The organism is Glycomyces sp. NPDC047010 (assembly GCF_040644205.1).
Lineage (GTDB): Bacteria > Actinomycetota > Actinomycetes > Mycobacteriales > Micromonosporaceae > Glycomyces.
Genome location: NZ_JBEYVY010000002.1, coordinates 196,220 through 221,289 on the forward strand (window position 1 = coordinate 196,220; position 25,070 = coordinate 221,289).

General features: G+C 71.6%; 23 protein-coding genes. 16 read left to right on the top strand and 7 right to left on the bottom strand.

What is annotated here, in order from left to right; genetic code table 11:
- Window positions 1–3 precede the first annotated feature (3 nt).
- Both AB0A65_RS04410 and AB0A65_RS04415 read left to right on the top strand, forming a co-directional pair.
- Window positions 4–528 (top strand): hypothetical protein, encoded by a 525-nt coding sequence (locus AB0A65_RS04410; RefSeq protein WP_359946106.1) that lies wholly within the window; start codon window positions 4–6, stop codon window positions 526–528.
- On the top strand, window positions 525–1,685 hold the full coding sequence (locus tag AB0A65_RS04415; RefSeq protein WP_359946109.1) for a M23 family metallopeptidase: 1,161 nt from the start codon (window positions 525–527) through the stop codon (window positions 1,683–1,685). The genes AB0A65_RS04410 and AB0A65_RS04415 overlap by 4 nt, the downstream gene beginning before the upstream one ends.
- A gap of 2 nt (window positions 1,686–1,687) precedes the next feature.
- Here AB0A65_RS04415 and AB0A65_RS04420 read toward each other — a convergent pair whose 3' ends face one another.
- Window positions 1,688–2,659 (bottom strand): hypothetical protein, encoded by a 972-nt coding sequence (locus tag AB0A65_RS04420; protein WP_359946112.1) that lies wholly within the window; start codon window positions 2,657–2,659, stop codon window positions 1,688–1,690.
- 126 nt (window positions 2,660–2,785) lie between these two features.
- Here AB0A65_RS04420 and AB0A65_RS04425 point away from each other — a divergent pair, with 126 nt between their 5' ends.
- Complete coding sequence (locus AB0A65_RS04425; RefSeq protein ID WP_359946115.1) at window positions 2,786–5,131, top strand: hypothetical protein; 2,346 nt, start codon at window positions 2,786–2,788, stop codon at window positions 5,129–5,131.
- Between the two features lie 27 nt (window positions 5,132–5,158).
- A complete protein-coding gene (locus tag AB0A65_RS04430) occupies window positions 5,159–5,845 on the top strand; it encodes a GNAT family N-acetyltransferase (RefSeq protein ID WP_359946118.1) in 687 nt (228 codons plus the stop codon).
- A 61-nt stretch (window positions 5,846–5,906) separates the two neighbouring features.
- Here AB0A65_RS04430 and AB0A65_RS04435 read toward each other — a convergent pair whose 3' ends face one another.
- Entirely contained in the window at window positions 5,907–6,644 is a 738-nt protein-coding gene (locus AB0A65_RS04435; protein ID WP_359946121.1) for a hypothetical protein, read from the bottom strand.
- 184 nt (window positions 6,645–6,828) lie between these two features.
- Here AB0A65_RS04435 and AB0A65_RS04440 point away from each other — a divergent pair, with 184 nt between their 5' ends.
- Together AB0A65_RS04440 and AB0A65_RS04445 are read left to right on the top strand one after the other, a co-directional pair.
- Complete coding sequence (locus tag AB0A65_RS04440; protein WP_359946123.1) at window positions 6,829–7,344, top strand: hypothetical protein; 516 nt, start codon at window positions 6,829–6,831, stop codon at window positions 7,342–7,344.
- A 66-nt stretch (window positions 7,345–7,410) separates the two neighbouring features.
- Entirely contained in the window at window positions 7,411–8,145 is a 735-nt protein-coding gene (locus AB0A65_RS04445; protein ID WP_359946126.1) for a hypothetical protein, read from the top strand.
- A 485-nt stretch (window positions 8,146–8,630) separates the two neighbouring features.
- Here AB0A65_RS04445 and AB0A65_RS04450 read toward each other — a convergent pair whose 3' ends face one another.
- Window positions 8,631–9,101: a hypothetical protein gene (locus AB0A65_RS04450; protein WP_359946129.1), complete on the bottom strand. Its 471-nt coding sequence runs from the start codon at window positions 9,099–9,101 to the stop codon at window positions 8,631–8,633.
- Window positions 9,102–9,273: 172 nt separating this feature from the next.
- On the opposite strand from AB0A65_RS04450, the gene AB0A65_RS04455 reads away from it, so the two are divergent.
- Together AB0A65_RS04455 and AB0A65_RS04460 are read left to right on the top strand one after the other, a co-directional pair.
- The gene (locus AB0A65_RS04455) at window positions 9,274–9,981 is read left to right on the top strand and encodes a sensor domain-containing protein (protein ID WP_359946132.1); all 708 of its coding nucleotides are present in this window, start codon (window positions 9,274–9,276) and stop codon (window positions 9,979–9,981) included.
- Between the two features lie 68 nt (window positions 9,982–10,049).
- Window positions 10,050–10,928: a class I SAM-dependent methyltransferase gene (locus AB0A65_RS04460; RefSeq protein ID WP_359946135.1), complete on the top strand. Its 879-nt coding sequence runs from the start codon at window positions 10,050–10,052 to the stop codon at window positions 10,926–10,928.
- 1 nt (window position 10,929) lies between these two features.
- On the opposite strand, the gene AB0A65_RS04465 is transcribed toward AB0A65_RS04460, so the two are convergent.
- Complete coding sequence (locus AB0A65_RS04465; RefSeq protein ID WP_359946138.1) at window positions 10,930–12,030, bottom strand: HEAT repeat domain-containing protein; 1,101 nt, start codon at window positions 12,028–12,030, stop codon at window positions 10,930–10,932.
- A gap of 344 nt (window positions 12,031–12,374) precedes the next feature.
- Between AB0A65_RS04465 and AB0A65_RS04470 the strand changes: the two genes are divergently transcribed.
- The 7 genes from AB0A65_RS04470 (at window position 12,375) to AB0A65_RS04500 (ending at window position 20,465) form a co-directional block, all read left to right on the top strand.
- Window positions 12,375–13,241 (top strand): hypothetical protein, encoded by an 867-nt coding sequence (locus AB0A65_RS04470; protein WP_359946141.1) that lies wholly within the window; start codon window positions 12,375–12,377, stop codon window positions 13,239–13,241.
- 180 nt (window positions 13,242–13,421) lie between these two features.
- Window positions 13,422–13,703 (top strand): hypothetical protein, encoded by a 282-nt coding sequence (locus AB0A65_RS04475; protein WP_359946144.1) that lies wholly within the window; start codon window positions 13,422–13,424, stop codon window positions 13,701–13,703.
- 143 nt (window positions 13,704–13,846) lie between these two features.
- Window positions 13,847–14,689: a hypothetical protein gene (locus tag AB0A65_RS04480; protein ID WP_359946147.1), complete on the top strand. Its 843-nt coding sequence runs from the start codon at window positions 13,847–13,849 to the stop codon at window positions 14,687–14,689.
- Between the two features lie 188 nt (window positions 14,690–14,877).
- Window positions 14,878–15,315 (top strand): hypothetical protein, encoded by a 438-nt coding sequence (locus AB0A65_RS04485; RefSeq protein WP_359946150.1) that lies wholly within the window; start codon window positions 14,878–14,880, stop codon window positions 15,313–15,315.
- 35 nt (window positions 15,316–15,350) lie between these two features.
- Entirely contained in the window at window positions 15,351–15,944 is a 594-nt protein-coding gene (locus AB0A65_RS04490) for a DUF1707 domain-containing protein (RefSeq protein WP_359946153.1), read from the top strand.
- A 231-nt stretch (window positions 15,945–16,175) separates the two neighbouring features.
- Complete coding sequence (locus AB0A65_RS04495; protein ID WP_359946156.1) at window positions 16,176–19,235, top strand: S8 family serine peptidase; 3,060 nt, start codon at window positions 16,176–16,178, stop codon at window positions 19,233–19,235.
- A gap of 183 nt (window positions 19,236–19,418) precedes the next feature.
- The gene (locus AB0A65_RS04500) at window positions 19,419–20,465 is read left to right on the top strand and encodes an arabinan endo-1,5-alpha-L-arabinosidase (RefSeq protein WP_359946159.1); all 1,047 of its coding nucleotides are present in this window, start codon (window positions 19,419–19,421) and stop codon (window positions 20,463–20,465) included.
- A 209-nt stretch (window positions 20,466–20,674) separates the two neighbouring features.
- Here the strand turns inward: AB0A65_RS04500 and AB0A65_RS04505 are convergent, their stop codons facing one another.
- The 3 genes from AB0A65_RS04505 to AB0A65_RS04515 all read right to left on the bottom strand — a co-directional run bounded on the left by AB0A65_RS04505 (window position 20,675) and on the right by AB0A65_RS04515 (window position 23,679).
- Window positions 20,675–22,288 carry a hypothetical protein gene (locus AB0A65_RS04505; RefSeq protein ID WP_359946162.1) on the bottom strand — a complete coding sequence of 538 codons (1,614 nt, stop codon included), beginning with the start codon at window positions 22,286–22,288 and terminating at the stop codon, window positions 20,675–20,677.
- Window positions 22,289–22,293: 5 nt separating this feature from the next.
- Window positions 22,294–22,611: a hypothetical protein gene (locus AB0A65_RS04510; protein ID WP_359946165.1), complete on the bottom strand. Its 318-nt coding sequence runs from the start codon at window positions 22,609–22,611 to the stop codon at window positions 22,294–22,296.
- Between the two features lie 345 nt (window positions 22,612–22,956).
- The gene (locus tag AB0A65_RS04515) at window positions 22,957–23,679 is read right to left on the bottom strand and encodes a response regulator transcription factor (protein ID WP_359946168.1); all 723 of its coding nucleotides are present in this window, start codon (window positions 23,677–23,679) and stop codon (window positions 22,957–22,959) included.
- 317 nt (window positions 23,680–23,996) lie between these two features.
- Here AB0A65_RS04515 and AB0A65_RS04520 point away from each other — a divergent pair, with 317 nt between their 5' ends.
- Complete coding sequence (locus tag AB0A65_RS04520) at window positions 23,997–25,067, top strand: hypothetical protein (RefSeq protein WP_359946170.1); 1,071 nt, start codon at window positions 23,997–23,999, stop codon at window positions 25,065–25,067.
- The last annotated feature ends 3 nt before the right edge of the window (window positions 25,068–25,070 follow it).

Here is a 25,070-nt window from a genome sequence, read left to right on the forward strand (position 1 = left end):
CGGATGAACCGCGCCCTCCGGATCATCTTCTCCCGCTACGGGATCGTCGTCATCATCCTCGTCCTGGTGCTCGGGGTGATCGCGCTGGCCAACCGCCGCCAGGACACGCCGCTCGACGGCACGAACGGCGCGGACGGCTCTGAAGGCGAGGCCACGTCGGAGGCGGTGACCGCCGACGACGGCTTCGCCACGGACGAGTGCGAAGAGGACGGTTGCTTCACCGACGAGGAGCTGCCGCAGGAGGCGGTGGACCGTGCGGCCGAGTTCGCGGAGGCGTGGCTGAACCCGAACGGGTACGGCGCGCAGGGCTGGCTCGACTCGATCCGGCCGTTCCTGACCGATGACACCGCCGATCTGATGGAGGGCGTCGACCCCGAGACGGTCCCGGCGACGGAGGTCGCCGGGGAGCCCGCACCCGACGGCTCGAAGGTGGGGATCCCGCTCGACACCGGGACGTTGACGCTGACGATGGTCGAGGTCGGGGGCGGCGACTGGCTGGTGTCGGCGATCGACTGGGAGCAGTCATGAGCGTCGCGAGCGAGGAGACCTCTGCGAAGGAGCGGTCCGAGGACCCGCTGGCGCCGCGGGTGCCGAAGCGGATGCGGCCGCTCATGTGGACGCTCACGGTCCTGACCGTGTGCTGCCTGGGCGCGGTCGTGTCGATCGTGCAGCTCCTGTCGGACCAGTCGAGCGACGAGGACGGCAATGCGATCGCGGCCGGGTGCGGGACGACGTCGGTCGATGTGAACGGAGAGTTCCCTGAGATCGGGCCGTACAGCTCCGAGCAGGTCGGGAACGCGGCGGTCATCATCGCGGTCGGCCAGGACCTGGAGGTGCCGGTGCGCGGCTGGGTCATCGCCGTGGCGACGGCGATGCAGGAGTCGCGGCTGACGAACCTTGGCCATCTGGGCGACCAGAACGACCACGACTCGCTGGGCCTGTTCCAGCAGCGACCGTCGTCCGGATGGGGCACGCCGGAGCAGGTCACCGACCCCGTGTACGCATCGACGAAGTTCTACGAGAAGCTCGTGAAGATCGACAACTGGGAGTCGCTGCCGCTGACGGTCGCGGCCCAGCGGGTGCAGATCTCGGCGTTCCCGGACGCGTATGCGAAGCACGAGCCGATCGCGACGGAGATCGTGAACACGCTGACCGGCGGCGGCGCGAGCGTCTCGGCGGTGAGCACGCAGCTCGGCACGTGCGCGCAGCCGGGCGAGCTGTCGGCGGCGGGCTGGATGGCGCCGGTCGAGGGTCCGATCAACTCGGGCTTCCAGACTCCGGAGCGCCCGACCCACAACGGGGTCGACATCGGCGCGCCGCGCGGTGCCACGATCGTGGCGGCGTCGAGCGGGACCGTCATCACCTCGGAGTGCAACGCGAGCCTGTACGGCGAGCCGTACTCGTGCGACACCGACGGCTCCCCCGAGGTGGCCGGCTGCGGCTGGTACGTCAACATCCTCCACGCGGGCGACTACCTGACCCGCTACTGCCACATGGGTTCAGCCCCGCTGGTGAAGGAGGGCGACGTGGTCCAGGCGGGCCAGATCCTCGGCTACGTCGGCTCCTCGGGCCGCTCCAGCGGCCCTCACCTGCATTTCGAGACGCATCTGAACGCCGACCGCAGCGCCGCGGGCGCGGTGGACCCGATCGCGTTCATGAACCAGATGGGCGCGCCCCTGAAGTGAGGTCAGTCGGCGGCGTTCATGAGGGCGTCGCCGCCTTCGAGTGACGCGACGCAGTCGCCTTCGACGGCGATTTCGAAGTCGAAGGTCTCCAGGTTCAAGTCGCCGTCGAGTGTGACCTCAGCGGCGAACGTGGAGGTTGAACTGTCCGGGGACTCGGCTGGGTCGACGCTCACGAATCCAGTGGCCGTCCCCTTCTCGGCCGACCATGCTTCGATCGCTCCGTCGAGCTCCTGCGGTGTGATTCCGGTGTACGTCGAGCACTGGAGTTCGCCGGCATCATCGAGGTTCCTCGTGCCGACAATGTAGGTGAGGAACTCGGCCGCCAAGGTTTCAGGGTCAATACCCGGATCCGAGGGGCCGCCTGGGTTCGGCGACTCTGCTGCTGGCTGGTTCGCATCGGACACGCAGTAGGTGCCGTCGTGTTCCTGCACGGTCACCACGAACTCCTCATGGCGCTGGGTGCCTTCGGAGATATAAGAAACGGTTCCGGCAAGCGCGATCCCGTCACCGGTCGGTACCGGGTCGCCTATCTCGACGTCGACGCGGGTGATGCCGCCGAGGTCGTCGGCGTAGGACTGGCGGATCGCATCGAGACCGCTCGGTGGGATCTCAGGCGAAGCGCCGTCGCAGAGCGCGTCCTCAGCCCGGTCGAGGTCTTCATTGGAACCGTATCGGAGATAGCTCCAGGCGGCCCCTTCCGCGTCGGTGGCGGCCTGGTCGCGAGGGTCCTGGTTCTCTTCGTTCCCGCTCGCGGCGAAGACGGGGGCGATCCAGGTTCCCAGGGCGAGGATGAGGGCCCAGGTGGCGGCGAGGGTGGTGACGCGGGGCCATTTGCGGGGCGGGTCGGCATAGGCCGCGGTTTCGGGGTCGTCGGCGGGGATGACGCGGTAGCGCTTGCCCGCGGTGTCGGCGACCGTGGCGGGCCGGGAGGTGCGGGCGCGCCGGATGGTGCGGCGGATCAGACCCTTTCGCATGGGGACAGCCTATGGGACGGGGCCCACCGGGCTCAACCGGAAGCGGCTGCCGGTTCGGGGGCCGGGTCGGGTTGGGCGCGTGGGCGAGGGACCCGGTGACGTGCATGTCCGCCTTAGACTTGTGGCATGAGCCACCCTCCGATGCAGCGCGGTGACACTGAGGCCGAAGTCGTTCCGGGGCAGCGGGACGGCGGCGGGGACCCGATCCGGTTCGAGCTGGTGGCGAGGTCGCCCGAGGTGCAGGGCCTGATCGAGGGGCTACTGCGGGAGCGGTGCGGGGTGGACACGCAGGCGGTGCGGGACTGCTTCATCTGGAACGGCCTCCAGTCGGAGGTCGATCCGGGCGGTGAGCTCGATGTGGAGGACGTGTTCCTGTACCGGGCCGGGGAGGAGTTCCGGGCGCAGGCCGCGCGCACGTCGGCGGATACGGACCGGGCGCTGCTGTGCCTGTGGGTCCACCACAGCTCGGTCCGGGCCTGGAACCACACGTACCGGGTGGACCTGCTCATGAAGTGCATGCTGCGGTTCCGCGACATCGTGCGCCGCAACTGGAATCTGGAGGCGCAGGCGGCGCCCGAGGTGGAGCTGGCGCTGCGCCTGTGCGAGCTGGTCCGGTTGGAGATCGAGCTGGAGGACTGCCTGAAGACGGGGTCGCAGCCGCGGTACTCGGAGGCCCTGGACATGGTGATCGGGTCGTGCACGGGCCTGCTGCACGAAGCGGAGGAGGACGGCGGCCCGGTGGGTCGCTACGTGCGCGGGGAGGTCGCGGTCCGCCGCCAGTACCACCTGATGCTGCGACGGCTGCACCGCGCGCTGGTCGCGCAGTCGGCGGGCCGGGAGAAGGAGCGGTTCGAGGTCCGCAAGGAGCTGCGGGTCCTGGTGAACACGTGGCCGTTCTCGTCGGTGGAGCTGTCGAAGATGAACGCGCACCGGCAGGCCCTGGAGCGGCTGCGGGAGGCCCACGCGGACAAGAAGAAGCAGTGGATGCGCATCGACGAGGGCCGCATCGTGTACCTGTTCCCGTTCGGCGTCAACGGGATCGACTACGAGACGGTCCGGACGCGCCTGAAGCGGGCGTTCGCGGAGGGCGCGGGGCCGGTGCGGCCGTCGGCGGCGATCGACCACTTCACGTATCACGCGGACATCTGGGAGCCGCGGCTCGAACGCGCCAAGCGGTTCGACGGCCTGGAGCTGATCCTCCCGAAGGTGCGCCTCGAAGTGGACGGGGACACGGTGGAGGAGTTGAACGCGGCGCTGCGGTTCTCCCCCATGGGCGTCCACTCGCTGCGTCTTGAGCGGTCGGTGGAGGACCTGTACCCGAGCGGCCTGCACGCGGCGATGTTCCGGGCGGCCCGGGAGCACGGGACGGTCGAGGTGTCGTGCGAGGGCGCGGACCGGACGTGGGACCGGCTGGCGCGCTTCGCGAGGGACCTGATCCTGCGGCAGCTCCCGGAGGCGCTCGCGCCCCGCAAGGGGGAGCCGGAGGGGCCGGTGGGGATCCACAGGGGCCGTTCGCACGTGCTGGTGCGGGTGCTGCGGGCGAGCGAGCGGGGCCGGGAGTTCGAGCCGCCGAGCGGGGACGAGGACCGGCCGCTGGTGCAGGACGGGAACCGACTGCTGGAGCTGGTGGGCTCCTCGGTGCTGCTGCATTCGGCGCCGGACGCGAAGGAGTCGCTGTGGGACTGGATCCGCTTGGCGGACGACCACTCCCGGAAGATCTGGAACCAGCGCAACGAGGGCGACCTGCTGATCTCCACGGAGAACACGACGGTGATCGCGGCGCTGGACGCCCCGAACTTCATCTCGGGGGACCTGGAGGCGATCGCGGAGTTCACGGTGTGCCTGGGCGGGATGATGGCGGCCTGGAACCACCAGTTGGACGCGTACCGGGCGGGCGTCTCGGAGATCATCGCCGGGTACAGCCGGCCGGGCGCGGACCGGGCCGCGCAGGTGGAGGCGATGAAGGCGCAGCGGATGCAGATGCTGGAGTTCGAGGGGGAGACGCGGCAGGTGATCGCGCTGCTGCACTCGCCGGGGCTGCTGCGGTCGCCGTCGAACACGGCGGAGCTGCGCAGGCTCCTGGCGGTGAAGGGCGTGGACGAGCAGCTGGCGAGTTTCAGCGAGCGCCTGAACGAGGTGATGGCGGACCAGTCGGAGGCGACGCTCCAGCGCTGGGAGGTGGACCGGCAGCAGCGGGTGCGCGATTCGCTGACGGCGGCGGTGTCGGCGCTGTCGGTGTGCGCGGCGATCAGCATCTGGCAGGCGGCGGGGTTCTGGACGCCGGTCGGGTGGGGTGCGGCGACGGTGGTCGTGGCGGCGTGGGCGGCGGTGTACGTGTCGGCGCGGTGGGTGTCGTACCAGGGCGGCCCGTGGTCGACGGCCCGGTTCCTGGCGGGCCTGCCGGTGCGGGGCCTGGTGCGGGCGCGCACGGGCCTGGCGCGGGCGCGGATGCGGCGCATCGCCCGCCCGTAGGGGCCGACCGGTGGGAGACTCCAGGCCATGGGGTTCTCGACGGTGGAGCGGACGGTCCCTGACGGGCTGTTCACGGCGGTGTACCGGGGGTTGTTCGCGCACGCGTTCCCGCCGGAGGAGCTCGACGGCGAGGACGTCCTCGCCGCGGCCCTGGAGCGCGGGTCCGCGAACCTGTTCGCGGTGGTCGACGACGCGGGGACGCCGGTCGCGGCCGCGTTCGGCGAGTGGTCGGAGGGCTCGCGCGTCCAGCTGCTCACGTACCTGGCGGTGGGTCCGGCGGCGCGGGGCGGCGGGATCGGCGGGCGGCTGCTGCGGGACGCGGTGAACGTGTGGAGCGTGCGCCGCGACCCGTGCATCGTGGTCGCGGAGATCGAGGACCCGGACGCGCCCGCCCATGACGCGCACGGCGACCCGCGGCGGCGCCTGGCGTTCTACGAGGCCGCGGGCGCGCGGGTCCTCGACGTCCCGTACTTCCAGCCGGGCATCGGCGGCCCGGCCCGCCGCGTCCACGGGATGCTCCTCCTCGTCCTGCACGCCGCACCGCAGTTCACCACCGGTGACGGCGTCGCGGGGGCGCCGCTGCGGGCGTTCATGGAGGAGTACCTCGCCGAAGTCGAAGGGAACGTGGGGGACGACGGGGACGCGCGGGCGCTGCTGGACGCGTTCGACCGCCCCGGCGGCGTCCCCGCGGGCGAGTGGCGCGCACAGCAGTGAACGCGCCGTCCACCACTCGGTAGTGAACGGCGCGTTCACCGCCTTGTAGTGGACGGACCGTTCACCTCCTGGAGTGCTCCAGGTACCGCATGAGGTTCGACGCGGACTGCTCCAGGCTCCCGTCGCCGCCGATGACGGCCCGCAGGTCCCCCGGTTCGCACGGCCGCCGGTCGGCGAGGCGCGCGATGTCGAGGAAGTGCGGCGCGGTCCCGGTGCGCCGGTACGCGGCGAGCTTGTGGTGGCCGTCGATGAGGAACGCCGCGCAGTCCTGCTCGTCGCCGGGCGGCTCGGACCGCAGCAGCACCGCGAGGGGCCGCTCGCCGCGCCCGATCGCGGCCGCGTACTCGGCGACGGTGTCCTCCCTGGGCGGGGGCCACACGTCGGTGGGGATGACCGCGGTCCCCTCGGTGCCGATCGGCTCGTACGGGTACCACCACGCGGACCGGTTCTCCCCGAACGGCTCGATGTGCACGTTCGCGTCCGGCCAGCGCCGCACCCCGTACGCGCCCGGCGCGAGGAGCTTCAGGATGGGGGCGGCGAGCTCGGCGGGGTCGGTGTCCCTTGCGGGCCCTCGGAGGCGGTCGCGCATGCCGCGCAGGCTCTCGCGGTGCCGGGCGTCGCGGGTGCGGATCGCGAACCGGTCGATGGACCCGGACCCGGTGTAGCCCTCGACGATGACCGGGCGCCATCCGACGCGCAGGGCGCTGGCGCCGTCGTGCCCGCCCACGGCGAGGGTCCCGTCGCCGTCGTCGACCTCGACGACGTCGTATCCGAGCGACCGGGCCAGCCGCATGATCATGTCGCGTCTCCGTCCTGCCGCAGTCCCGGGCGGCGGCCCCGCCGTCCGGCCCGCGCCCACCCTAGTACCCCGAAACCGGTCCGCCGAAAACCCTTTCGCGTCATTCGGGGCGGATTCTCGGGGACACTGCGGCCGCGACCGGCCGATTACACTCGGTGTCATCCCCTTTCTGGAGGTCCGACCTGTGGCCGTTCCCCCGCAGTACCCCGAGTACCCGTACCCGCCGGGCCCCTACGCGTACCAGTACCCCGGGCCGCCGCGGCGCCCCGGCCTGACGACGACGGCCGTGGTCCTCATGTGGGTCCAGGTCGGCTTGGGCCTGCTCGGCGGCATCACGTCCGCGGTGACGCTGACGGCGGGCCGGGACGTGTTCACGGCCTTCTATCCGGGGCTCGCGGACTGGGTTCCGCTGGTGCTGCTGGTCGCGGCGGTGCAGGCGCTCGGGTTCGCGGCGCTGCGCGGCCTGTTCGCCGTGGGGATCGTGGACCGGAGCGCGTCGGCGCGGCGGGGTGCGTTCGCCGTGGAGGGCGTGAGCATCGGGTTCCAGATCGCGTGGCAGGCGGTGTTCCTCGCGGCGCTGCGCCCGGCGGGCGGGGGCTGGAGCGTGAACGTCCAGTTCGACTGCACGGGCATCGTCCTGTCGGTGCTGATCCTGTGCTTCCTCGCGTCGACGAAGTCCGCGCGGTGGTGCGACCGGTGACGGAAACGGCGTTGCCCGCAGTGGCGGTCGCGTCCTATGGTGGGCCCCGAAAGTGAGGGTTGCTCCGTGACCAAGTTGAACCAGATCATCGCGATCGAGAAGAGCGTCAAGGCGAAGGCCGCCCGCTCCCTCGGCGACGCCGGGCGCGAGCTCGCGAAGGCGCCGCTGCTGTCGGGCATCTCCCGGACCTACCAGCCGAAGGACGAGGAGGGCGAGCAGTTGCCGCCCGAGTCCACGAAGGTGCAGCGCCGCGTCGAGGAGCAGCTGCGCGAGGTGTCCGCGGCGATGACGCGCCTGTTCGACGTGACGGCCACGAAGGACCGCACGAACGCGCTCGCGACGGCGGACATCACCGTGGACGGGGAGGTCCTCGTCGCGGACGTCCCGGTCACGTACCTGCTGTTCCTGGAGAAGCAGCTCGCGGAGCTCCAGTCGTTCGTGAAGGCCCTGCCGGTCCTGGACGCGGCCGAGTCGTGGTCGTTCAACGAGGCCGCGGACTGCTTCGCGACCGACCCGGTGCGCACGGTGCGCACGAAGAAGGTCCCGCGCAACCACGTGAAGGCCGAGGCGACGGAGGAGCACCCGGCGCAGGTCGAGGTGTACTACGAGGACATCCCGGTCGGGTACTGGACGACGGTGAAGTTCTCCGGCTCGGCCCCCGCCAAGCGCGTCGCGCAGCTGACGGAGCGCCTGGAGAAGCTCCAGGTGGCCGTCAAGTTCGCGCGCGAGGAGGCCAACGGGACCGAGGTCGTCGACGAGACCGTCGGCGCGAAGGTCTTCGGCTACCTGCTCGGCGGGTAGGGCAACAGACCCCCCTGCTTTGAGCGGCAGGGGTGGCGCGCAAGCGCCGAACCACGCTGAAACTGAGGTTCAGTCGGAATACAGCGCGGTGCAGGTGGGGGTTCGAGTCCCTCCCCTCCGGCTCGACCGGCCGTGAGGGTGGCCCAACTGGTAGAGGCGCACCGCGAAGATTCAGATTCTCGCTCCAGTGTCAGCATTCGCCACGCCGCACGACTCCGCGAGCAGTCCCCTGGGACACAGGTGTTGAAGGTTCGAATCCTTCCCGCCGCACCACTTGCGGCGGTAGCTCAATGGAAGAGCACTGTGCTAGCAGCAGACTCAACGGCTGCCGTACGGAGCGGAGCGGCCACTACGTGGCACATCGCGGCCCGGTGTCGAGGTCAACGACCCGGGCCGCACCTATGCCCCCAAGGGTTTGTCGGAGCGGCGCCGGTTCGATGGCGCGTCCGGCGCCGCTCCGTCTCCGGGGAGAGAGGGGGAAAGTCCTAGTTGTCGGCGGTCTCGTCGGTGGCGCTCTCCTGGCCCGGGCCCTGCCCGCCGCCGGGCATGCCGCCGCCCTGCGGGAGCTCGGCGGCGCACGCCTCCGTGGCGGTCGTCCAGTCGTCCTCGTCGACGCCGTCGGGCGCCGCGAACCCCCCGAACCCGCCACCGCCGCCGAACCCGCCCGAGGGCATGTCGCCGGTCGGCATGTCAGTGGGCATATCGGTGGGCATGCCGCTCGGCATCCCGCCGTCACCGCCGCCGGGCATCCCGCCGCCCTCCCCGAACGGGCTCCAGTCGTCCGGGAGGTCGACGCCCTGCTCCTCAAGGCACGCCGTGTACGCCGCGAACTGCGTGTCCGAGGACGACGCCTCGTCGGTCGCGTCAGCGTCGTCGTCACCGCACGCGGCCAGCGCGAACGCGGCGAGGCCCGCGGCGCAGCCGATCCGCACGGCCCGGGAAAGCATCGGTCTCATGGGAAGCGAGACTCGCGGCCGAACCTCGACGGCACCTCAGAACCGGATCAGCGAATTCTCCTGAAACCGCCGTGCACCGGCCGCCCCGACCGGCCCGGTAGGGCCCGCCCTACCCGTGAAATGCCTGCTCGCAGGCTCGAACCAGGGCCCGCCGCGGGCGAGGATTGACAGCATGAACAAGACCTTCAAGCAGCTCGGCGCCGACTCCGCGTACCTGCTCTCCGCGTTCCCGATCGCACTGCCCGCGTTCGTCATCACCGTCACCGGCTTCGCCGTCGGCCTCGGCACCGTCGTCGTCTGGGCGGGCGTCCCCATCCTCGCCGCGACCCTCCTCGCCATGCGCGGCCTCGCCGCCGCGGGCCGCGTCCAGCTCGAAGGGGTCCTCGGGAGCCCAGTCGAACGGCCGCACTACCGCCGCGCCCCCGAGGGCGCCTCCCCGCTGCGCCGCTTCCTGACCCCGCTCACCGACGGCCAGTCGTGGCTGAACCTCCTGTGGGGCCTGGTGAACTTCCCGCTCGCCGTCGCCGGGTTCGTCGTGGCCCTCGCCTGGTGGGCCGCCACCGTGGCCTCCCTCGCCTACCCGCTGTACGCCTGGGCGATCCGCCGCGCCACCGGGGACGGCGACGGCCTCGAACACGCGACCCGCTGGCTCGGCTGGGGCGACTCCTACCTCGCCGTCTCGGCCCTCGCGGTCGCCGGCGGCCTGGTCATGGCCCTGCTCCTGCCGCTGGTCCTGCGCGGCTTCGCCCTCACCCAGGCGGGCCTGTCCCGCGGCCTGCTCGCGTCCCTGACCGAAGCCGACGCCCCGCACGGCCCCGGCCGCTCCGCGCTCGCCGACGCCGAGGTCACCCGCGTCCAGGAGCGCCTCTCCACCGTCTGACCCGCACTCGGGGCGGCCGCTCAGTGAGCGGCCGCCCCCGCCGTGCGCCCGGTGATAGGTTGGGGCGCATGGCACCGCACGGGCACCACCATGGACACGGCGACGGCAGCGACGACGCGGTGTTCGACTTCGCGGAGGCCGCACCCCGGTTCCGGGCCCGCGCCGACGCCGAGACCCCCAGGTACCGCCGCCTCGCCGCCGCCCTCACCGGTCCCGGCACGCACACCGCGGCCGACATCGGCTGTGGCGCGGCCAGCATGGCGTTCGCCATCGCCGAGACCCTCCCCGGCGTGAGCGTCACCGCCGTCGACGCCGAACCGGCCATGCTCGACCTCGTCCGCGAACGCGCCGCCGAACGCGGCACCCCCATGCCGACCGCCCTCGCGTCCATCGACGACCCCGACGCGCTCGCCGCCCTCGCCCCCGTCGACTTCGCCTGGGCCGGACACGTCGTCCACCACGCCGCCGACCCCCAAGCGGCCCTAGGAAACCTCGCGGCGCTCCTCAACCCGGGCGGGCGCCTCGCCATCGGCGAAGGCGGCACCGCGCCCCAGTTCCTCCCCGCGAACCTCGGCACCGGCCGCCCCGGCCTGGAACTGCGCCTCATCGAAGCGGGCGCCCGCCGCCTCGCCGACGAACTCGCCGCCCACGGCGGCACCCCGCTCCCCTACGGCTGGAACCTCGCCCTCGAACACACCGGGCTCATCAACGTCCACACCGAGAACGACCTCGTCGCGAAACCCGCCCCGCTCACCGGCACCGACCTCGACCACGCCCTCGACTCGCTCACCACCAGGGTCGACTGGTTCGCGCACTACCTCGACGACGCCGACCGCGACACGTGGGCGCGCCTCCTCGACCCCGGCGGCCCCGACTGGCTCGGCCACCGCCGCGACCTCCACCACCTCGCGATCGACACCGTCTACACGGCCGTCAAACCCGCGTAGGTCACTCCTCCGAGTCCAGGGTCCCCGACTCGATCTCCAACTGGAACAACCGGTCCAGCGCCGCCAGCCCGTACACGTCCTCCACGCCCTCCGCGCACGCGAAATCGGACAGCAGGTCGAACCCGTCCCCCACCCCGAGCCGCCCCAGCCGGTACGCGGCCTCGATCCGGCCCGCCCAGTGGAAGCACGCGTCGACCGCGAGCACCGAGTACGCCTCCACGCCCGCGTCCGGGTCGACCCCGTGCATCGCCTCGGCCGCATCGATCCCCAGGTGGTGGTCCATGAGCGACTCCACGCCCTTGACGATCCGCCACAGCGCCTCCCGGGCGTCCTCGCGGCTGTCGTCGGCGAGCTGCTCGGCGCAGATGATCCGCAGCCGCGACGTCACCAGCGGCGCGTTCGCGAGGTGCCGCAGCGCCATCGCCGCGGCGTCCCGGTTGACGCGCCGCAGCGCCTGGGCCGCGGAGTGCCGCACGTACTCGCTGACGCGGTCGTCGGTGACCAGCTGCATGAGCGCGATCGCGGCGGGGCCGGCGGCGCTGTCGGCGAGGGCGCTGGCGGCGTCGAGGCGGTACTTGTCGTCGACGTCGGAGTCGGTGGCGATCGCTTCGAGGGCGTGGACGGCGTCGTCGAGGTTGAAGCGGCCCATGTGCTCGGCGGCTTCGAGCCGGACTTCGACGTCGACTTCGGAGGCGACGGCGACGGGTGAGAGGCGCAGGGCCATGGCCTCGCCGCCGAGGTCGACGAGGTCCTGGATGAGCTGGATGCGCAGGTCGGCGTCGACGGATTCGTCCTTGATGGACGCGACGAGGTTGGTCATGGCGCGGTCGCGGCGTTCATCGTGCCCGCCGGGTGCGGGGGCGCCGGCGCGGTCGGGGTCCCAGAAGCCCTGGCGGGGCGGGGCGGCGGGGGCGGTGCCGAGGGCAGTGCGGGCGAGCTGGCGGCGGCGCTGCCAGACGCCGGTGGCCCAGGTGGCGGCGATGGCCGGGCAGAGGAGGCCGTAGCCCCAGATCCGGTCGATCTCCAGGAGCTCGACCACCGGGACGGGGGCGAGGACGGAGGAGAACCTGAGCGTCCAGAGCCCCATTGCTTTGTGCGCCATACGTTGAACCTCGGGTAGAAGCGGTGGTTCTGTGCTGCCTGAACTTCTCGGTACGGCGCCGTGCGGGGCCCTGGTGAGGGGCCCGGTCCGCAGAGGGCCGGGGCATGAAGCGTAGTCCTCGCCGGGGCCGGACGGTCGCACAGGGTGTGCGACGGCCGAAACGGCGCAACGGGGGCGGAGCGGGGCGCCCGGTATGCGGGACTGTTGCCGTATTGCGGCCCGGACCTGCGTTTTCGCGGGTGCCACATTCTCGCGCGGGGCCTGTACGATCGGTAGCACGCGGGAGGAACCCATCCCTCCGCGGCCCGGCCCCAGCCCCTGAGCAGACGAGGCGTGTTAGAGCTATGACGTATCCGCCCCCCGGCGGCGAGAACCCGCAGTACCAGCTGCAGCCCGAGCCGCAGCAGCCCAGCGACCCCTACTCGCAGGGGTACAACACGCCTCCGCCTCCCACGAACTACTACCAGCAGCAGCCGGGCTACTCGCAGCCGCAGATGCAGCCCCCGCCGCAGCAGCCGCAGTACTCGCAGCCCCCGATGGGGACGCCGCCGATGGGAGTCCAGCCGGGCCCGTACCCGTCGGCCCCGGGCACGGTCCTGCCGCCGCCGATCCCGCCCGCGAAGCAGGGCGGGAACCTCGGCGTGATCCTCGCGGTCGTGGTCGGCCTGGTCGTGGTCCTGGGCGTGGCCGCGGTCCTGCTCATCCCGAAGCTCACCGGCGACGAGGACGACCCGCAGGCGGGCGGCGACCCGGAGACGAGCGCCTCCGACGACCCCGAGCCGTCGGACGAGCCGTCCCAGGAGGCTTCCGAGGAGCCCACGGACGACGGCGGCGACTCCGGCGCCACCATGGAAGGGTGGGGCACCCCGGTCAGCTCCGACGACTTCGAGGCGAACTCGCCCGAGGGCGCGGCCCTGACGTACCGCCTCGCGTCGGACACCGATGACGACGCGGCGCTCCAGTCCGTGGTGTGCGCCAGCCCGAGCGACAACATGCAGTTCGACGTCGACTGGGAGCTGGAGTACGAGGGCGGCAACTTTGGCTTCCTCCTGTGGAGCATGTCGAAGGAGGTGAGCGGCGCGACGCAGGTCTGGGTCGGCTGGACCATGGACGACCTCCCGCCCGACACCCAGGACGACCTGGACTCCGGGTACACGTTCACGGCGGTCGAGGAGAGCGGCGCCTGGAAGCTCTGCGACGTCGAGTACTGACTCCGGGGCACTGAACGACGGCGGTGCGGGAGGGACCTGAAGGTCTCTCTCGCACCGCTTTGCGTTGCGGCGCAACAGCTCCGATGTCCCTCCCGCCTCGGTGGCGAATTCGGCGCCCCCGCCCGGACCGCGAGGTTGATACGGTGCGACTGGACCCCGCCACCCTCGAACGGAGCCGCCATGCGGACCTTCACCCGCCGCCTCGCACTCGCCTCCACCGCCGTGATCGCCGGGACGGCGATCGCCTTCGCCGCCGGCTCGCCGACGCAGGCCGGTGCTTCCGAGTGCTTCACCCACCTCACCTCCAACGGCTACTCCCTCACGGCCGCGAGGAAGACCGCCTGCGTCACCGCAGGCGCGCAGACCTACCCCAAGGGCTACGACGCCTGCGTGAAGTCCCTCGCGGGCACCGGCGTCGCCCGGGGCGTCGCCGAGGGCGCGTGCCGCCGCGCGGGCCAGTGAGCACGAGGGCCCGGGCGGCGAGCCCGGGCCCGCAGTAGTTATCCACAGGCCCTGACCTGCATACAAAGAAATTCACCACGGGTTATCCACAGGCGGGGAAGAAAAATGTGGACGCTCCGGGGCGGGTCGGCGACCGTTGAGACATGACGCAGATACCGACGTACCGCACCGCAGCTCCCGCAATGACCGATTCGCCGTTCGAAGGCGACCTGCTCGCCGCCGGGGAGGACCTCCTCCTGCGGTTCGAGACCGTGTTCGAGTCGGACTTCAGCCAGGTGGCGACGGGCCGCACCGCGGCCTGGATCCACGGGTTCGACGTGCTCCCGCCGGGCGCCGATCAGCGCGAGTGGCCGGTCGAGTCCTCGGCCGATCCGGTGCTCGCGGAGATCACGGTGGTCGACGGCCTCCCGGTGACCACGCTCGCGCGGACCCTGGTGGACTGCGCGGCCGACCTGCCGCGGCTCGAAGCGGTGGCCGCCGCGGACCAGTTCCTGCGGGCGGGCGTCGAGGTGCACCGCCTCGCGGGCGCGCTCGAACCGCTGCACGGGGAGCGGCTGCGCCGCGCGAACGCGACGCTCCTGGCCGCGGACCCGCGCGCCGAGTCGCCCATGGAGTCCTGGACGCGCTGCCTCATCGCCGACGCGGGCCTCCCGGCGCCGGTCCCGCAGCTGCGGGTCCGCGGCCCGAACGGCAGGTCCCGCTTCCTCGACCTCGGCTGGGACCGGTGGCGGATCGGGGTCGAGTACGACGGCATGGCGACCCACTTCGGCCTCGCCGCCGAGACCGGCGACCGGCGCCGCCACCACCTCCTCCAGAACCTCGGCTGGGAGGTCGAGGTCCTCACCGCCACCGACGTGATGGACCACCCCCGCCCGTGGCTGATCCGCCTCCGCGACCTCCTCCTGCGCAAGGGCTGGGACCCCAGCGCCAACGACCTCCACGACATCAACGCCCGCATCGAGGAAGTGTCCCTGGCCCTGATGTAAAGCCATGGCCGGAACAGCGACCGGGCGGCGCCGGCGCCACAGGGGTGGGCGGGGATCGGGGGGCGGGGTGGGTGGGGGGGGAGGGGGGAGGCCCCCCGGGGGGCGGGAGGCCAAAACGGGGGCGGGGCCGCGGGCGGCGGCGGGCTAGGATCGGTGCGAGCATTGTTCAAATCAGGCGGGGAGCGCACGTGGCCGACGGGACCTTCGGCGGGTTCGCGCGCCCGGCGGAGCCGACGCCGCAGGAGATCACCGAGTGGGCGCTCGACCCGTACTCGACCGCCCCCGAGGGGCGGCAGTGGGACCTCACCCTCGCCACCGACGAGCTCGCCGACACCTGGCTGGAGCTCGCGGGCGACCCGACCTGCCCGAAGCGGTCGTTCGCGCTGCACGTGCTCTATATCTACGCGGGCGACGCGGTCCGCACGAAGTTCCGCGTGCACCCGCGCAAACGCGTCGACCGGCTCCTGGAGAAGGCGTCCGAGTCGCGGGACCAGTATGTTGGACTGTGGGCAGCCAACACCCGAGCGCTGATCCGCCAACCGGACCTGTTCGACTACCACGAATGGTGCAACGGCGGGCTGGTGCGACGGCCGCGGCGGCTCGACCCCGGCCCGAAGAGAAGATGAGAAGCCATGGCACCGCTTGAAGAGAGCGCCCTCCGATGAACCGGCCCGACCCGAACCTGCGCATGTCGAACGCCGACCGCGAGGCCGTCATCGCCCGCCTCCACGCGGCCACCGAAGAGGGCCGCCTCGACCTCCACGAGTTCGCCGAGCGCTCCGGTAAGGCGTACGAGGCCCGCACGTTCGCCGAGGTGGAGCACCTCCTCGCCGACCTCCCCGAGGCGACCGGGACGCTCGCCGTCCCCGCCGCCGCGCCGATCGCCCCCAACGCCCCCACCGAGCTGCGCCTCACCCCGAAGGCGTCGTCCATGGAGCGCAAGGGCGACTGGGTCGTCCCGGCGCGGCTCGTCGTGGACGCCAAGGCGTCGTCCGTGAAGCTCGACTGCCGCCACGCGGTGATCCGCACCGGCGAGGTCGAGATCGACGTCAACCTGATCGCGTCGTCCCTCGAAGTGGTCCTCCCCAGGGGCGCCTACGCGACGGACGACAATACGGACGTCATGGCGAGCTCGGTGAGCAATCACGCCCCCTACAAGGGAGGTTCGGGCATTCGCTTCACGTTCTCGGGGAAGGCGAAGGCCAGTTCCGTGACCTTCCGGTATGAGCGCCGATTCCTCTGGTGGCGTTGGTAGACCGCTCCCGGCGGGATATGGAATTCTGTGAATACAAGGACGCCGCAACGTCCTTTGTAACGGCCCCATAACAGTCATGCCTGATCCCGGCAATCCCCTCATACGAGGGTTTACACCGAACCTTCCTCGCAATAGGCTCGTTTCCGTGCGCCGCGGCCACGGCAAGTGACCTTGCGGTGGAGGACCAGTCACCCTCCGCGGTGCGCGCCCCCCTTGAGAGGAGCTCATCGCATGGGATCTCCGTCCCCCAGTAAGACAAGGCGCGTCGCGAGACGCGCCAGAGCAGGAACCAGGGCCGCAGTCGCGGCCGCCGCGGTCCCCGTGGTGGTCGCCGCGCTCACGACCGCGGCGGCGGGTCCGGCCGCGGCCGAGTCCTCGCTGCCCGAGGTCTTCCCGCAGTACTTCAAGGAGGCCGCGGCCCCCATCGTCTACGAGGACGGCTACTACGTCGTCCAGCTGGCCGACGACCCCATCGCCACGTACGAGGGCGGCGTGTCCGGCCTCGACGCGACGGCCCCCGCCGACGGCGGCACGATCGACTTCGCGACCGCCGCGGTCGAGGAGTACGCGGGCTTCCTCGCCGAGGAGCGCGCCGACGTCATCGCCGAGTACGACGTGGACGCCCTCACCCAGTACGACACGGTCCTCAACGGCTTCGGTGCCCATCTCACCGCGGCCGAGGCCGAGGAGCTCGCCGCGAGCGACGACGTCCTCGCGGTCATCCCCGACGTGATCTACCAGCCGACCGGCGCCATCGACGCGACCGGCTTCCTCGACGTCTCCGGCAAGGACGGCGCCTGGGAGGAGCAGTTCGGCTCCGCGAAGCACGCGGGCGAGGGCGTCATCGTCGGCGTCCTCGACACCGGCATCTGGCCCGAGAACCCCGCCCTCGCACCGCTCTCCGAGCCCCGCCCCGACCAGGCGACGATCGACGCCAAGTGGAACGGCGAGTGCGAGACCGGCGAGGACGAGGACCCCGCCGGGAACATCGAGTGCAACAACAAGCTCATCGGCGCCCGCTGGTTCGACGCGCGCGGCGTGTCGGCCGCCAGCTACGCGTCGCCGCGCGACTCCGACGGCCACGGCACCCACACCGCGACCACGGCCGCCGGCAACTACAAGACCAAGGTCAAGATCGACGGCGAGAACCTCGGGACGTTCTCCGGCATCGCGCCGGCCGCCCGCGTCGCCGCCTACAAGGTCTGCTGGGGCGGCTGCTCCGGCCTTGACCTGGTCGCGGGCATCGAGGCCGCCGTCGCCGACGGCGTCGACGTCATCAACTTCTCGATCGGCTCGACCGGCACCCCCGAGTTCGTCGACTCGGTGTCGATCGCGTTCTTCAACGCCGCCGCGGCGGGCGTGTTCGTGGCGGCCAGCGCCGGCAACGACGGCCCGACGTCCACGGTGGACCACCAGGAGCCGTGGGTGACCACGGTGGCGGCGTCCTCGCACGATCAGACGTTCCGCACGGAGCTGGAGTACGGCCGCACCGAGGTCGAGGCCGCGGGCATGGTCGGCGAGGCCGAGTGGCGGGTGCGCCTGGCCGAGGACGTGGCGCTCGACGGGGCCGATCCGGCCGCGGCGGCGACGTGCAACGCGGGCACGCTGGACGCGGAGCTGGTCGCGGGCAAGGCGATCGTGTGCGTGCGCGGGAACCTGTTCTCGGACAACGCGGACTACATCGCGTCGCTGGGCGGCAAGGCCCTGATCGTGGTGGACCAGTTCGAGCGGGGTCCGGCGAGTGTCGTGACGTCGCAGGCGGTCCCGGTGCTGCACCTGTCGTACGAGGACGGGCAGGACTTCTCCGAGTGGGTGGGCTCGCGCTCGAACCCGAAGGTGGAGGTCGAGGGCTCTGAGCTGGAGGACAGGAACGCGCCGGTGATGGCGGACTTCTCGTCGAACGGTCCGGCGCTGGCGGCGGGGCAGAACCTGCTGAAGCCGGACATCACGGCTCCGGGCATGGAGGTCGTCGCGGGTGTCACGCCTGACAACCACGCGGGCAACGACTTCGGGACGAACCAGGGCACGTCGATGGCGAGTCCGCACATCGCGGGTCTGGCGGCGCTGCTGGCGTCGGAGAACCCGGGCTGGTCGCCGATGGCGATCAAGTCGGCGATCATGACGACGGCGTACCAGGAGGACCAGGCCGGGGACCCGATCCAGCGGGCCGGTGAGGACGCGACGCCGTTCGACTACGGTGCGGGCCATGCCGACGGGGCGGCGATGTTCGACCCGGGCCTGGTGTACGAGTCGTCGCCGGTGGAGTGGATCCAGTACATCTGCGGTACGCCTGAGGCGTACAAGATCCAGTCGAACTGCGATGCGCTCGGTTCGATGGACCCGTCGCAGTTGAACTACCCGTCGATCACGGTCGCGGAGCTGACCGGGGTCTACGAGGTGTCGCGTACGGTGACGAACGCGTCGGACAAGAAGTCGACGTACAAGGCGGAGATCACGGCGCCCGCGGGCTTCGAGGTCGAGGTCGACAAGTCGCGGATCACGCTGCGGCCGGGCGAGTCGGCGACGTACACGTTGACGATCACGCGCACTGACGCGTCGTTCGGCGACTGGGCGTTCGGTGACATCACGTGGACGGAGACGAAGGGCAACCGGACGGTCCACGAGGTGCGTTCGCCGATCACGGTGAAGCCGTCGCAGCTGGCTGCGGCGGATGAGCTGTCGCTTTCGGGCGCTTCGGGTTCGGAGGACCTGTCGGGTCTGGCGGGCTTCGACGGGGCGCTGGGCGCTTCGGTGTCGGGCCTGGTGGCGTCGGAGGTCTCGACCTCGACGCTGACGGACCCGGACTCGTCGTCGTTCCCGACGGACTCCCCTGCGGAGAACTCGCATGTGGTGTCGTACGAGTTCACGACGCCCGCGGATGCGGCGCTGGTGCGGTTCGCGACGTTCGAGTCGGAGCACCCGACGGGGACGGACCTGGACATGTTCGTGTACCTGAAGGAGGGCGACGAGCTGACGCTGGTCGGCCTGTCGGCTTCGGGCGGTTCGAACGAGACGGTGACGCTGCCGGGCGGCTACACGTTCGTGGTGTTCGTGGACGAGTGGGCGGGTCCCTCGCCGCTTGAGGCGACGCTGCACTCGTGGGTCGTGCCGGGCGGCGACGAGGGGAACCTCGCCGTTGCTCCGGCGGAGCAGGACGTGACCACGGGCGGGGCGTACTCGCTGTCGCTGTCGTGGTCGGGCCTGGACGCGGGTTCGCGCTACCTCGGGACGCTGAACTATGCGGCGGACGGGGAGGCGATCGACGCGACGGTCGTGGGGATCACGACCTGAGTGCGTGTGAGCGCCTAGGTATCTGAGTGTTCAGGGCGTCTGCCGCGGTTGCGGCGGGCGCCCTGTTCCGTGCCCGGCGACGGGCAGGGGACGGGGCGGGGGGCCGGTCCGGGGGTTTGACCGCGATGTGATGCGCACGTTAACATCAATCTTTCTCGATTCCTCGATTTCAGGCGGTCACCCATGAGAAGCAAGCGCATACCCCTCCTCGCGGCGGCGGTCGCCGCCCTCGCGCTGGTCGCGTCCGGGGCCCCGGTCCAGGCCGGACCGGGACCCGGCAACGGCCACGGGAACGGCGGCGGCCACGGCCGGGCCTGCACCGCGGACGCGCCCGGCCCCCTCGGCGGCGACCTCGGCGCCCACGACCCGGGCCTGTACGCCTCCTGCGAGGAGGGCGAGCCCTGGTACGTGTTCGCCACCGGCTGGGGCCCGCTCGGCGACGGCAACATCACGATCCGCACCTCCACCGACGAGGGCGCCACCTGGACCTACACGGACACCGTCTGGGACGTGAAGCCCGCGTGGCTCACCGAGGCCGTGCCGGGCGTCGACAACCTGTGGGCGCCCGAGATCGTCGAGGACCGCGGCGTCTTCTACCTCTACTACTCGGCCTCCACGTTCGGGAACCAGCGCTCGGTGATCGGCCTGGCCGTCAACACCACCCTCGACCCGGCCGACCCGGACTACGCGTGGACCGACCGCGGGCAGGTGTGGGAGTCGAACCAGGGCGACCCGTACAACGCGATCGACCCGACGGTCCTGGAGGCGGGCGGGAAGCACTTCATGGCGTACGGGTCGTGGTGGAGCGGCATCTACATGCTCGAACTCGACTGGCCCTCAGGGGAGGTCGCGGCGGGCGCGGCCCCGGTGCACGTCGCGGGCCGCGGCGGCGCGGGGATCGAGGCGCCCGCGCTGGTGAAGCACGGCCGCTACTTCTACCTGTTCACGTCCTGGGACGGCTGCTGCGCGGGCGCCGACTCGACGTACAACATCCGCGTGGGCCGCTCGACCTCCCCGACGGGCCCGTTCACGGACCGCGCCGGGGTCGCGCTCACCGACGGCGGCGGCACCCTGGTCCTCGGCGCCCACGGCGACTACGTGGCGACCGGCGGCCAGTCGATCAGCAACGGCCTCATGGCGTACCACTCCTACCACGAGGACGGCCACTTCGACCTCGGCATCGAGCGGATCGAGTGGAGGGGCGGCTGGCCGGTCTTGGACGGCGTCTAGGGTTCGCGCGCAACGCAAAGCCGCGTATACCGTCCCTAGCCCCCACCCTCCCAGGGGAAGAGGAAGCCTCGGCCGAATCCTCCCGCCCGGGTCCGACAAGAACCGCCCCCGGACCCCGTCCCCCGCCCGAAGTTCCCCCGAACGAGTGAACGGCGCCCCGGAGCAGAAGCTCCGGGGCGCCGTGTCGACTTGCTGCGCAAAGGGTATGGCTAGGCGTACGGGTCCTCTTCGGCATCGCGGATGATGCCCCAGATCTCCTCGTCCTCCTCCAGCCAGTCCTTGTGCTCGCCTTCGGCGCCTTCCTCGCCGCCGCCCATGCCGCGGCCTCCCATGCCGCCGCCGGCGCCCATCATGCCGCCCATGCCGCCGCCGGTGCCGCCGAGGCCCGCGGCGGTGTTGCCGAGGGCGCCCGCGCCGGTAGCGGAGGCCGCGCCGACCGGGAACGACCCGCCGCCGCCGAGCGTCGAGCCGCCGAGGCCGCCCCCGCCGGAGGCGAGGCCGCCGCTGACGCCGCCGCCTCCACCTCCGCCGGGCGGTTCCAGGCCGTCGCCGCCGGTGGGCGCGCCGCTCTCCAGGCCGCCGCTGCCGCCGTCCAGGCCCCCGTAGGAGTCCGACAGCATGTCGGAGGAGTCGCGGAAGGTCGACGGGCTCGACGGGTACGCCTCCGGCTGGAAGGTCGACGCCGACTCCTCGGCGTTCTCCCAGCGGTTCACCACGTCCTCGTTCGCGATCTGCGACCGCGAGTTGTAGTCGTCGATCCCGGCGTTGACGTCGGCGGTGATGTTCTGGTTCGCGTCCGCCTGCGCCCAGGAGCGCGCCTGCTCCTCGGTGATCGGCGGCTCGTCGTTCTTGTGCTTGCGCATGTAGTAGTCGGTCTGGTTCTCGACGTAGTCGTTCACTTCGGACACGTAGTCCTTCTCGAACCCGCCGAGCTCCAGCAGCGCCCCGATGAGCCCGCCGTCGTTGTCGCACCCGGCGGTGACGTCGCACCACCCGGAGCGGAACGGCGGCCGCACGTGCACGAGCGGGTCGGTGAACATCGACTCCATGTCGGAGATCCAGTACAGCGGCGCCGGGTACGGCAGCTCCCCGGAGTCCCCGCCCTGGAGGCCGAAGAACTCGTCGGCCTTCTGCTCCAGGAGCCCGACGGCGCCGGTCGTGGCGTCGCCGATGTCGTCGCACACCGAGGCGCAGTTGGCGAGCACGATCTCGACCTGCTCGGCGAACGCGTCGAAGTCGGTGCCCTTCCACGTCTCCGACAGCGAGCGCAGCGCCGACTTCAGCGTCGGCGCGATCCCGTTGGCGGGGTCGGTGTCGAAGTCGTTCTTGAACGTCTGCCAGTGCTCGCTGACCATGCGGAGGGCGTACTTGTCGGGGTCGTCGGGGCGGACCTCGGCGACCAGGTTGCGGATGCTGTCCTGGCTCGGCGCGGGGGTGCCCTTGGTCTCGACGGTGAGCATCTGGACCTGCCCGGCGATGGGGATGGCCGAGACGAGCTTGATCCAGGCGTCCTCGGCCTCGTTGGGCCCGTTCTGGCAGTTGGCGTAGCCGCACGGCTCGCCGGAGAGGAACAGCGCGTCGGCGTCGCGCCGCTGGTACTCGACGACCGTGGAGTCGTCAGGCGCGTTGTTCTCGTACTCCTCGCGGGGCCCGCGCGGATGGTCGTCGCGGTCGCGGCTCGCGTGGTCGTCGTCATCGTCGCGGCCGCGGTCGTCGTCCTCGCGGTCCTCGTCGCGGTCGTCGTCCCCGTCCGGCTCGTCGACCTCTTCGTCGGTGCGGTCGTCGTCGCGGCCGGTGTCGCCGCTGGTCTGGGTCTCAGGCATGTCGGTCAGTCCTTGCTTCGCGACAGATGGGCGGCCGACGACGCGTCGGTCTCGGCGGCGCGCTCGGCGACGCCGTCGACCGTGGCGATGATGCCGGCCAGATCGGATCGGAGGTCCTGGAGGTTGGACCAGGTCTGGCGGTGGAAGTCGCGGTACATCTCACGGGCGGTCTGGCCGGAGTCGAGGAGGCCGAAGCCGGGCTCCACGCCGAGTTCATTGCCGTGCCGCAGCCGTTCGATCAGTGTTTCGAGGAAATCCAAGCGGCCCTGCGCGGCCTCGCGGAACTCGGCGAGGGCGTCGGGGTCGACGGAGCGATCGGACACGGGGTCACACTCCAAGGGGGACGAGGGTTTGAGTCCAAAGCGACCTCAATTCTATCCACCGAGTGCCACCCCACGGGTACTCTCTGTTGCCGGAATTGTCCGTTTAGGAGGCTTCTCGGCGGTTCTTTTATTCGGTTAATATTCCTGTTTGGCACGACTCCGGGAGACCGTTCACCCGAACGAGCGGAAATGCTCACGGGGGCAACAATTTCGAGCACAACTCCTGGACCGGTGGGAACTCTGGCCCCACTGTCAACTGTGGAAACTAAAAGAAGCGGCGGCCCCGCTGTGCGGAACCGCCTCTCCCGTCGCTGACGTGAACGGGGAACGAATGGAAAGCGACCGTTACGCGTCGACCCGCTCGGGGAGCGGCTCCGACTCGCGGAGGTTCTCCGGCGGGGGCGCCACGAACTTGTAGCCGACCTGCCGCACCGTCCCGATCATCGACTCGTACTCCGATCCGAGCTTCGCGCGCAGCCGCCGCACGTGGACGTCCACGGTGCGGGTGCCGCCGAAGTAGTCGTAGCCCCACACCTCCCGCAGCAGCTGCTCGCGGGTGAACACGCGCCCGGGGTGCTGGGCGAGGAACCGCAGCAGCTCGAACTCCTTGTACGTCAGGTCGAGCGGGGCGCCCTTGAGCTTCGCGGCGTACGTGTCCGGGTCGACCGTGAGGTCCCCGGCGCGGATCACCGCGGGCCCGGAGGCCGTGGCCGCGTTGGGCTTCCCGGTGGTCAGGCGCAGGCGCGCCTCGACCTCCGCCGGGCCGGCCGAGGCGAGCAGGAAGTCGTCGACGCCCCAGTCGGCCTGGAGCGCGGCCAGTCCGGCCTCGGTGACGATCGCGAGGAGCGGCACGGTGAGGCCGGTGGCCTGGAGGACGCGGCAGGTGGCGCGGGCGTCGGCGAGGTCGGACCGGGCGTCGACCATGACCGCGTCGGGGCTCGGGCCGCTCAGCAGCGCCCGCACGTCCCGGCCCGCGTACCGCGCGCGGTGCGGCAGCAGCTCCAGGGACGGCAGGATGGATTCAGGGGACTCCGGCACGGGGTTGGAAGTGAGGATCAGGATTTCCAAGGCAGTCCTCCGCTGGTAGGTGAGCACACGCGAACATCGCTTTCCCGGCTTCGGCGACGGGTGGGCTTACATGCGGTAGGTGGAGTCCTGTCCGAGTGTAAACGGTCACCCGCCGAATGACCAGCGTCACCACCGCGTCACTTCACTATGCGGGACGGGTCCAGGCGAGGAGTCGGCAAACCGCCGTTCACCCCGCCGACACGCGCCGCACACGGACCGGGGCGCCCCGTCACCCGCCGGGGCGGTCTCCCCGACACCGGGACGGACCGCCCATCGAAGGTGAACGGTGCACAAGGGCGTTGCCGTAGGCTGTGTCCGTGTCGTACAGCCGACCCGACGAGACCTGGGGCCATGAGCCCCCCGAGGCGGCCCGGCCCGCCGAGGGCCCCGCCTGGGGCGAGACGTACCCCGAGGAGCCGCCCCCGGCCGCGCCCTCCCGCAAGGCGGCGCCCCGGAAGGCGCAGGCCCGCAAGGCCTCCTCCCGGCGCCCCGCGCCCCGCCGCACCCCGGGCGCCGACACCGGCGCCTACCGGGCCGCCGGGGCCGACGGCCGCGACGACCACACCCTCCCCCCGCCCACCCCGCACCTGCTCCACCGCCTCCCCGCGATCGCCGTCGTCATCGTCGTCGCCGCCGGGCTCGTCCTCGGCGCGCAGATGGAGCGGCCCGTCTACGCCGCCGGGATCGCGGTCCTCCAGATCGCCGCCGTCGTCCTCATGACGTGGGTCCGCCGCATCGAGGGCGCCTGGATCACCATCGCCGTCGCGTCGCTCCTCGCGGTCGCCGCCGACTGGGTGGCCGTCACGTGGACGCCCGTGTCGCTCCTGCCGGTCACCGTGCTCCTCGCGCTCGCGTTCGGCGCGGCCGTCGCCGGGCAGCTGGTGCGCCGCACCCACGAGGGCTTCACCGAGAGCCTCGGCTTCACGATGCTCCTGTGCGTCGCCGTCTGCGGGTACGCCTGCTACATCGCCCTGTCCCGCCTGGGGTCGGCGCCGCCCGCGATGTACTCGGCTGTCGTCGCCGCCGGGACCGCGGTCCTCGCCGCCCGCGCCGTGGACCTCGTCATGCCCGACCCGCGCATCAACCGCCAGGTCACCCGCGGCGCGTTCGGGATCGTCATCGGCACCATGTGCGGCACCGCGTCCGCCGCGTACGCCGGGCTCGTCATCGAGGGCCCCGACCCGAAGCACGCCGCGATCGGCGGGCTCCTCGTCGCGCTCATCGCGGTCCTCTCGGACCTCGCGTGCGGCTACATGTCGGCGTCGCGGCGCATCGACGGCGCCGGGACCGCCCCGAACCCGGTGGTCAGCGCCGCGGGCCCGCTCCTGGCGTTCGCCGTCACGGGCCCCGTGGTGTACCTCCTCAGCGCCTACTACATGATCGACTGACGC